The 8,863-nt window shown below is 75.5% G+C and carries 7 protein-coding genes; 3 read left to right on the plus strand and 4 right to left on the minus strand.

Annotation, left to right across the window (positions count from 1 at the left end; all coding sequences use genetic code 11):
- Positions 1-116: 116 nt before the first annotated feature.
- Positions 117-1,403 (minus strand): phosphopyruvate hydratase, encoded by a 1,287-nt coding sequence (eno, locus tag ACFXGA_RS27405; protein WP_378092609.1) that lies wholly within the window; start codon positions 1,401-1,403, stop codon positions 117-119.
- A 110-nt stretch (positions 1,404-1,513) separates the two neighbouring features.
- Here eno and ACFXGA_RS27410 point away from each other — a divergent pair, with 110 nt between their 5' ends.
- Together ACFXGA_RS27410 and ACFXGA_RS27415 are read left to right on the plus strand one after the other, a co-directional pair.
- Entirely contained in the window at positions 1,514-2,227 is a 714-nt protein-coding gene (locus tag ACFXGA_RS27410) for an alpha/beta fold hydrolase (protein ID WP_378092612.1), read from the plus strand.
- A 67-nt stretch (positions 2,228-2,294) separates the two neighbouring features.
- Positions 2,295-2,672 (plus strand): tetratricopeptide repeat protein, encoded by a 378-nt coding sequence (locus ACFXGA_RS27415; RefSeq protein ID WP_378092614.1) that lies wholly within the window; start codon positions 2,295-2,297, stop codon positions 2,670-2,672.
- Between the two features lie 87 nt (positions 2,673-2,759).
- Here the strand turns inward: ACFXGA_RS27415 and ACFXGA_RS27420 are convergent, their stop codons facing one another.
- Positions 2,760-3,602, minus strand: a complete 843-nt coding sequence (locus tag ACFXGA_RS27420) for a lytic transglycosylase domain-containing protein (protein ID WP_378092616.1) — start codon at positions 3,600-3,602, stop codon at positions 2,760-2,762.
- A 264-nt stretch (positions 3,603-3,866) separates the two neighbouring features.
- Between ACFXGA_RS27420 and ACFXGA_RS27425 the strand changes: the two genes are divergently transcribed.
- Positions 3,867-4,289: a hypothetical protein gene (locus ACFXGA_RS27425; RefSeq protein WP_378092618.1), complete on the plus strand. Its 423-nt coding sequence runs from the start codon at positions 3,867-3,869 to the stop codon at positions 4,287-4,289.
- A 229-nt stretch (positions 4,290-4,518) separates the two neighbouring features.
- Here ACFXGA_RS27425 and ACFXGA_RS27430 read toward each other — a convergent pair whose 3' ends face one another.
- Together ACFXGA_RS27430 and ACFXGA_RS27435 are read right to left on the minus strand one after the other, a co-directional pair.
- Positions 4,519-7,689, minus strand: coding sequence for a PDZ domain-containing protein (locus tag ACFXGA_RS27430; protein WP_378092620.1), 3,171 nt, complete (start codon positions 7,687-7,689; stop codon positions 4,519-4,521).
- Between the two features lie 228 nt (positions 7,690-7,917).
- The coding region (locus ACFXGA_RS27435) for a MazG family protein (RefSeq protein WP_378092622.1) at positions 7,918-8,863 on the minus strand (946 nt) is incomplete at its 5' end.

Consider the following 8,863-nt stretch of genomic DNA (forward strand, 5'->3'; position numbering starts at 1 on the left):
TGTGCTCGTGGGGTGGTGGGTGTTCTTGTTTGGGTCTCCACCGCCCCGGCGCCGGCCCGGGCCGCCCCCCGACGCGGCGTCACGGCCGCGCCGGGGGTCCCGCTCCCGCCGTGCCATCAGCTCTCCGGCGTGTACCGCGGGAAGGCCAGGTCGCCGGCGTAGCGCGCGGCGTCGCCCAGGGCCTCCTCGATGCGCAGGAGCTGGTTGTACTTCGCGGTGCGCTCGCCGCGGGCGGGCGCGCCGGTCTTGATCTGACCCGCGCCGACGGCCACCGCGAGGTCGGCGATCGTGGTGTCCTCGGTCTCGCCGGACCGGTGCGACATCATCGACTTGTAGCCGTAGGAGGTGGCCAGGGCGACCGCGTCCAGCGTCTCGGACAGCGTGCCGATCTGGTTGACCTTCACCAGCAGCGCGTTGGCCGCCCGGCGGGAGATGCCCTCCTCCAGCCGCTCCGGGTTGGTCACGAACAGGTCGTCGCCGACGATCTGCACGCGCTCGCCCAGTTCGGCGGTGAGCTGCACCCAGCCGTCCCAGTCGTCCTCGGACAGCGGGTCCTCGATCGACACCAGCGGGTAGGCGTTGACCAGCTCGGTGTAGTAGCCGGTCATCTGCTCGGCGCTGCGCTTGGTCTTCTCGAACGTGTAGGCGCCGTCGGCGAAGAACTCGGTCGCGGCCACGTCCAGGGCCAGCGCGATGTCGCGGCCGGGGGTGAAGCCCGCCTTCTCGATGGCGACGAGGATGAGGTCCAGCGCGTCGCGGTTGCTCGACAGCGACGGCGCGAAGCCGCCCTCGTCGCCCAGGCCCGTGCCCAGGCCCTTGGACTTCAGCACCGACTTCAGCGCGTGGTAGGTCTCCGAGCCCCAGCGCAGGGCCTCGCGGAAGCTCTCCGCGCCGATCGGCGCGATCATGAACTCCTGGATGTCCACGTCGGTGTCGGCGTGCGCGCCACCGTTGAGGATGTTCAGCATCGGCACCGGCAGCACGTGCGCGTTCGGGCCGCCGACGTACCGGAACAGCTCCAGGCCGCTGGACGCCGCCGCCGCCTTCGCCACCGCGAGCGACACGCCGAGGATGGCGTTCGCGCCCAGGCGGGACTTGTCCGGGGTGCCGTCCAGGTCGACCAGCTTCTGGTCCACCACCCGCTGCTCGACGGCCTCGATGCCGACCAGCTCGGGACCGATCTCGTCGAGCACCGCCGTGACCGCGCGCTCGACGCCCTTGCCCAGGTAGCGCTTGGCGTCGCCGTCCCTCAGCTCGACCGCCTCGTGCTCGCCGGTCGACGCGCCGGACGGCACCGCGGCGCGCTCCAGCGTGCCGTCGTCCAACGCCACCTCTACCTCGACGGTCGGGTTGCCTCGCGAGTCCAGGATCTCGCGGGCGCCGACCTGCTCGATGACCGCCACGTGCGCTCCCTCGTCAGACCTTCTTGTGTATCGATGCCGAGCCTAGTTGGTGCAAGGTGTGGGACGGCCCCGGCTCGCCTGTTGGGGCGGAGGTGGGAAGGGGTTCACGCGTGGTTCACGTGACGCGGGGCGGCGAGGGGCCGTCGCTGGTGCTGCTGCACGGGCTCGGCGCGACCGGGTCGGTGTGGCGTTCAGCTGCGGCTTCGTGGCCGGGGTCGTGGGTGGCGGTGGACCTGCCGGGGCACGGCCGGTCCGCGCCGCTGGAGCGCTACTCGTTCGGGTCGCTGGCGGCCGCGGTGGCGCCGGCGATCGGTTCGGGGCCGGTGGCCGTGCTGGGGCACTCGCTGGGCGGCGTGGTGGCGTTGACGCTGGCCAGCGGCTGGTTCGGGGTGGACGTGCGGATCGCGGCCGGCTTCGGGGTCAAGCTGCGGTGGTCCGCCGAGGAGCTGGCGAAGGCGGCCGGGCTGGCGGCCCGCCCCGCCCGGGTGTTCGCGGCGCGGGACGAGGCCGAGGCGTGGGCGGCGCGGCTGGCGGGCGTGCCGTTGGAGGACGGCGTGGTGGCCGCGGACGGCGGGTGGCGGGCGGCGCTCGACCCGGCGGCGTTCGGGGTGGGCGCGCCGGACGTGGAGGGGCTGCTGGCGGTGGCGAAGGCCCCGGTGGTGCTGGCGGCGGGCGAGCGGGACCCGATGTGCCCGCCGGAGCACCTGCGCGCGGTCCGGCCGGACGGGCTCGTGCTGCCCGGCGTGGGGCACAACGCGCACGTGGAGCAGCCGGCGTCGTTGCGCCCGCTGTTCGACCTGCTGCACGCGGCGGTGACCGGATGACACGCCGTCCCGTCATCCGGTCGGCTGTCGTACGGCGAGCGGAGGCGCGGGTAGCGTTGATCGGACCATGACCGACAGCACCTTCGAGGCGTTCCGCCGGGCCGAGGCGCTGCTCGCGGACCGCCGACCGCTGGAGGCGCTGCGCGAGCTGCGAGTCGTGCTCGAAGCCGCGCCGGACCAGGTGGGCGTGCAGCTGCTGGCCGGCCGCGCGTACCTGGGGTCGGCGCAGCTCAACCGGGCCGAGGCGGCGTTCCGGCGGGTGCTGGAGCTGGACCCGAGCGACCACTACGCGCGGTTCGCGCTGGGGCGGACGTTGCAGCGGCAGAGCCGGCTGACCGAGGCGGTGACGCAGTTGCGGATCGCCGCGGCGATGAACCCGTCGCCGGAGTACCAGGAGGCGTTGGGCGAGGTCAGCGCGCGGTTGGCGGTCGAGCGGGACCGGTGACGCGCCGGGTGGGGATCGGGCCCGGCGCGGCGGCACGTCCGGGGTCCACCGCGCCGTGACCGCACGTCCCGGCGCTCCGGGGCGGGGTCAGCCGCCGACGCTCGCGCGGGCGTAGGCGTCCGCGCCGCTGTAGACGTTCTGGCCGTACTCGGTCGAGTTGTTGTAGGCCAGCACGGCGGCCCACCAGCCCGCGCCCGTCCCCAGGTCGCGTCCGCCGGAGCACAGGTAGTGCGCGGCGGTGAGGGCGGCGTCGTCGATGTTCTGCGGGTCGGGGCTGCGGCCGTCGCCGTTCGCCCGCACCGCGTAACGCGCCCACGTGGTCGGGATGAACTGCATCGGGCCGACCGCCCGGTCCCACCGGGTGTCGCCGTCGAGCACGCCGCCGTCGCTGTCGGCGATCGCCTTCACGCCCGGTGAGCCGTCCAGCGGGATGCCGATGATCGGCTGCGACGGCCGGCCGTCCTCGCCCAGCCGCAGGCCCCCGATGGTGCCGTGGTGGGACTCGATGCGGCCGATGCCGGCGAGCGTCGCCCACGACACCCGGCAGGACGGGTTCTGCGTCCGCATCACCAGGTCGGCGAGGGCGTAGGCGCGCAGCGCGCGTGCCGGGATGTCGAGCTTCTCCGACAACGCCGCGGCCCACGCGGTCAGCGGCTCCGGGCCGGCGTCGGCCTGCGGTTGGCCGGACGTCGGCACCTCGCCCGCCGCCCCCGGCGCGGCCTCGCCGGGCCGGACGTCCAGGAACGGCACGGGGAACGGCGGGTCGGCGGCGGGCCGGGGCGCGGACCGGTTGAACGTGCTCAGGGCCCAGGCTCCCCCGGCCACGACGGCGAGGAGCAGGAGCACCAGCGCCAGGCGTCCGACGAGGTTGCCGGCGCCGCCGCGCGACGGTGGGCGCGGCTCGGTTCTGGACGGCGGTGGGACGACCACGGCCCCAGGCTACGTGCTGAATCCGGGTGCTCGGCCGTGCTCCGCTCTCCCGAGCCGGGAAACCGCTGGTCAGCGTCCTTGATTCCGGTCGGACCGGCCGACGTGCGGATCCCGGGCGTTCAACTCAGGGGTCCTGGACGTAGGACACACGCGTTCCGAACGTAGGACACACGCGTTCTGGGCGTAGGACACGCGCGGACTGGAGGTGGGACTCACGCCGGTGGGGTGGTGGAGGTGGTGGTGGGCGGGGGTGGGGGTGGCGTGGTGGAGATCCGGGTGGGGGACGGCGTGGAGGTGGTCGTCGGGGTGGGGGACGGGTGGCGGGTGCGGGTGGGGCGGCCGGTGGTGGTCGGCGCGGTGGTGGTGGTCGGCGTCGGGCCGAACGAGATCGGCAGCCGGGTCGGCCACGGGGACGGCGTCGCGTCGGAGGCGGGCGGGGCCTCGGCGCGGTGGCGGACGGCGTCCGGGCGGCGGGCCGCGGTCGGCTCCGGGGTCCGGCCCTTGGGCAGGTCGCGGTGGTCGGGCGACGGCGTGGCGGACGGCGTGGACGGCTCGGGCGGCGGCGTCGGGGACGGCTCGACCGCCGCCGGGGCCGGCACTTCCACGACGCTGGTCAACGTCCTCACCACCGTCTCCCCGCCCGGCGCCGGCAGCGGCTCCGACCTCCACGGCGACGACTGGGGCTGACCGAACGTCAGCACCAGCGCCGCCACCCCACCGGCCGCCGCCAATGGCAGCACCACGACCGCGGACAGGCAGCCGCGCCCGCTGCGCGGCACCTCACGATGACTCACCGAACCCCCGAAACCACGGGCCTCGAAACCCCCGGACCCGAACCGATCTTGCTTGGTACACATGATCGGTTCGGGACCACCGGTCGCAAGCACCGCGGCGTCACGCGCCCAGGTGAACTCGATCAGGTGAGGGGCGGGAGCTGCGGCGGAACGGCCGCGGGCCGCGTCTCCAACGCCTCCAGGGCCAGCCGCACGGCCGTGTCGAGCTGCGGGTCGCGCCCCGCCACCCGGTCCTGCGGCGTGATCACCACCTCGACGTCCGGGTCGACGCCGTGGTTCTCCACGCCCCAGCCCGGCCCGGCGAACCACGTCGCGTACCGGGGCTGGGTCACGAGCGTCCCGTCGACCAGGGTGTACCGCATGTCGATGCCGATCACGCCGCCCCACGTGCGGGTGCCGACGACCGGCCCGATGCCCATCTCCTTGATCGCCACGTTGACGATGTCCCCGTCGGACCCGGCGAACTCGTCCGCGACCGCCACCACGGGCCCGCGCGGCGCGTCGCCGGGGTAGCTGTCGGCCGTGGTGTACCCGCGGGCCACCGACCAGCCGATGATGCGCCGCCCCAGCTTCTCCACCACCAGCTCCGAGGTGTGCCCGCCGCCGTTCTCCCGCACGTCGAGCACCACGGCCTCGCGCGCCAGCTCCACCCGCAGGTCGCGGTGCAGCTGCGCCCACCCTGCGCCCGTCATGTCCGGCACGTGCAGGTAGCCGACGCGGCCCTGGGACAGCTCGTGCACGCGCGCCCGCCGGTCGGCCACCCACGCGTGGTACCGCAGCGGCTCGTCGTCCTCCAGCGGCACGACCACCACCCGGCGCGGCTCGCCGCCACCGCCGGGCCGCACGGTCAGCTCCACCGGCTTGCCCGCCGTGCCCACGAGCAGCGGCGCGGGCCCGGTCAGGGGATCCACCTGCCGCCCGTCCACGGCCACGACCGCGTCACCGGGCCGCACCGCGACCCCCGGCGCGGCCAACGGCGACCGCGCCGCCGGGTCCGACGTCTCGCCCGGGATGACCCGCACGACCCGCCACGCGCCCGCCTCGTCGCGCTCCAGGTCCGCGCCGAGCAGCCCGACCGCGCGCCCGCGCGACCCGTGCGCCGGGATCACGTAGGCGTGCGACGTGCCCAGCTCGCCCTGCACCTCCCACAGCAGGTCCACCAGGTCGCTGTAGCTGCCCAGCCGGTCCACCAGCGGCCGGTAGCGCTCCAACACGCCCGCCCAGTCCACGCCGCCCATGTCGGTGCGCCAGAAGTGGTCCCGCATCAGCCGGCCGGCCTCCGCGTACGCCTGCCGCCACTCGGCGGCCCGGTCCACCACCACCCGCACCCGCGACAGGTCCACGTCCACCGAGTCGTGGTCGTCGGAGTCGACCTTCCGGTCCGTCGGCACCACCCGCAGGTCGCCGCCGTCCTGCACGACCATCCGGTGGCCGTCGCCGGTCACCTCGAACGCGTCCACGCCGTCCACCAGCACGTCGGTGCGCGACTTGGCCAGGTCGAACCGCTCCAGCACGGCCCGCGGCGGCCGGGCCGACGGGCTCGCCAGGTTGTCGCCCAGCACACCGCGCAGCGGCGACCGCAGCCACAGCAGGCCGCCCTTCGCGGCCCGCAGGCCCGAGTAGCGGGCCGCCGCGACCGGCACCGTCACCACCCGGTCGGCGAGCCCGTCCAGGTCCACGACCGTGATCGGGTTCTCCTCGTCCTTCTCCTTGTCCTTGTCCGACGGGTCGTCGCCGACCGGCCGGCCGAGCCGCAGCGGGTCGAAGGGCGACGGGGTGGTCGCGGCGAGCGGCAGCAGGTAGGGGCGGCAGCCGGTCGGGAACGACAGGTCGAACACGTGCGCGTCGTACACCGGGTCGAAGCTGCGCACCGACAGGAACGCCAGGTAGCGGCCGTCCTCGGTGAACGCCGGGGAGAAGTCGGAGAACCGCAGCGGCGTCACGTCCACGATGGACAGGTCGGTGGTGTTGGTCATCCGGATGTGCTGCAACGGCCGGGGCCCGGGGTGCGACCAGGCGAGCCAGTTCGAGTCCGGGGAGAACGCCAGGTCGCTGACGTGCGGGTTCGCCTCCTCGAGGACCTCGCGCACCTCGCCGGACTCGACGTCGACCAGCAGCAGCCGGCCGTCGTGGGTGGCGACCGCGAGCCGGCGGCCGTCCGGGGAGGCGACCAGCTCCAGCACCCGGCCGAGCCTGCCGACCGCGACGCGGCGCGGCTCGTTGCCCGGCTCGACGCCCCCGACCGGCGCGAACTCCAGGCCCTCCTCGCCGTCCGCGTCGGTCACCCACACCACGGTGTCGCCGACCACGCGCGGCAGCCTGGCCCGCACGCCGGGCCGCTCGGCCAACGCGCGCGCCGGGCCGTCCCGGTGGGTCACCCAGTGCACGGTGCCGCGCACCTCGACCACGCTCGCGCGGCCGGTCCTGTCCGGGTGGAAGTCGTCCGGCCGGGACGACACGGGGCGGGGCCGGCGGGCCGTGCGCGGGCCGCCGAGCGCGATGTCCAACCGGCGCGGCTCGGCGTCCAGGTGGTCCAGGACCCACAGCTCGCCCGCGTGCTGCCAGACGACCCGCGTGCCGTCGCTGGACGCGACCCGCGCGTAGAACTCCTGCTCGGTGTGGCGGCGCAGGTCCGACCCGTCGGGGCGGACGGAGTACAGGCTGCCGACGCCCTCGTGGTCGGACAGGAACGCGATCCGGTCGCCGATCCACATCGGCGAGGTCAGCGAGGACGTCAGCTCGGGCAGGATGCGGGTGAACCCGCCGTCGCCCGCGGCGTCCACCCAGAGCTTGCCCGCCGCGCCACCCCGGTAGCGCTTCCACCAGGCCGGGTCGTGGCGGTAGACGGAGGTGACGACCACCTGCCCGGACGGCCCGAACGACACGTCGTCCACCCAGCCGAACGGCAGCCTGCGCGCCGGGCCGCCGTCGGTGGGCACGGCGTGCGCCCACTGCCGGTTGCCCGACGCCTGGCCGGTGGACGTGACGGCGACGACCTCGCCGTCGGCCGTCCAGCCGCGCACGGAGGTCGAGTAGTCGCCCCAGTAGGTGAGCCGGGTGGCCTCGCCGCCCTCCACCGGCGCCAGGTGGACCTCGGGCGCGCCGTCGCGACGGCTGGTCCAGGCGAGCCACGTGCCGGTCGGGTCGAGGCGGGGGAAGGTCACGGGCACCTGGTCGGCGGTCACCCGCCAGGCCCGGCCGCCGTCGAGCGGGGCGAGCCAGACGTCGTCCTCGGCCACGAAGGTGACGAGGTTGCCGTGCAGGTGCGGAAAGCGGAGGTAGGCCGGGGTCACCTCTTCGACGTTAGCGCGCCGACCACCCCCGCCCGACGTGCCCCGGCGGGGTCGCTGCGGCATCGCGTCCGGAGCCCGCCGTGATCACCGGTTCGGCGCAACGAGCCAGGTCACACGGACCGGGGGCCTCGGCCCGCACACCGCGACCCGCCCCACCGCGACCCGCCCACGGCGGGCCGCCCACGGCGGGCCGCACGCCGCGGCGGGCTCCGGCTCGGGCTTCGGGCCTCAGCCCGGCCAGTGCGCCCGCCAGTCCTCCGCGCCCATCGCGGTGACCCCGGCCGCGCGGGCGGACCGCTCGGCCGCCCGCACGTTCGCCTCGAACCGGCGCGCCACCGCGCGCAGCTCCGTCTCCGGGTCCTCGCCCGCCAGCTTCGCCAGCGCCGCCACGGCGAACAGCGTCGCGCCGGTGTCGTCGCCCTCCGGCAGCAGGTCCACCGGGAACCCGGCCCGCGCCACCCGCTGCGCCAGCTTCCCGGCCAGCGCCACTGCCGGCTGCCCGGTCGCCACGCCGTCCACGCTGGACTCGCGCCGCTTCTCGACCTGCTTCAGCTCTTCCCACCGGTGCTGCTGCGACGTGGCGTCGTGCACGGCCGGGTCGTGGCCCGCGAACACGTGCGGGTGGCGGCCCACCAGCTTGGCCACCAGGTCGCCCGCCACCTCGTCGATGCCGAACGGCTCCTCGGCGTCCTCGGCCGCGATCCGCGCGTGGAACAGCACCTGGAGCAGCACGTCGCCCAGCTCCTCGCGCATCGCCGCCCGGTCGCCGTCCTCGATGGCCTCCAGCAGCTCGTAGGTCTCCTCCACCAGGTACTGGCGCAGCGACTTGTGGTCCTGCTCGGCGTCCCACGGGCACCCGCCGGGCGAGCGGAGGCGGTCCATCACGGCCGCCGCGTCCAGCAGCGGCGCGGCCGGCGTGCGGATCACCTCCGACCCCGCCGCCACCAGCGCGCGGGCGGCCGGCTCGTCGGGGTTCGTGGTGATCAGGACGACCGAGGGACCCGCCGTGAACGCGGACACGGGCTCGGCCGACCACTGCGCGGCGTCCACGCCCTCCCCCGCGTACACCGCCGCGCCGGCCCCCCCCCGGGGGGCGGGGGCGGGGGGGGGGCGCCCGGCGGTCCGCCGACTTCTTCGACGTGGTGGACGGCGTGGTGGTGGACGGCGTGATGCC

It is taken from the genome of Actinosynnema sp. NPDC059335 (assembly GCF_042752395.1).
In the GTDB taxonomy this organism is placed as follows: Bacteria; Actinomycetota; Actinomycetes; order Mycobacteriales; family Pseudonocardiaceae; genus Actinosynnema.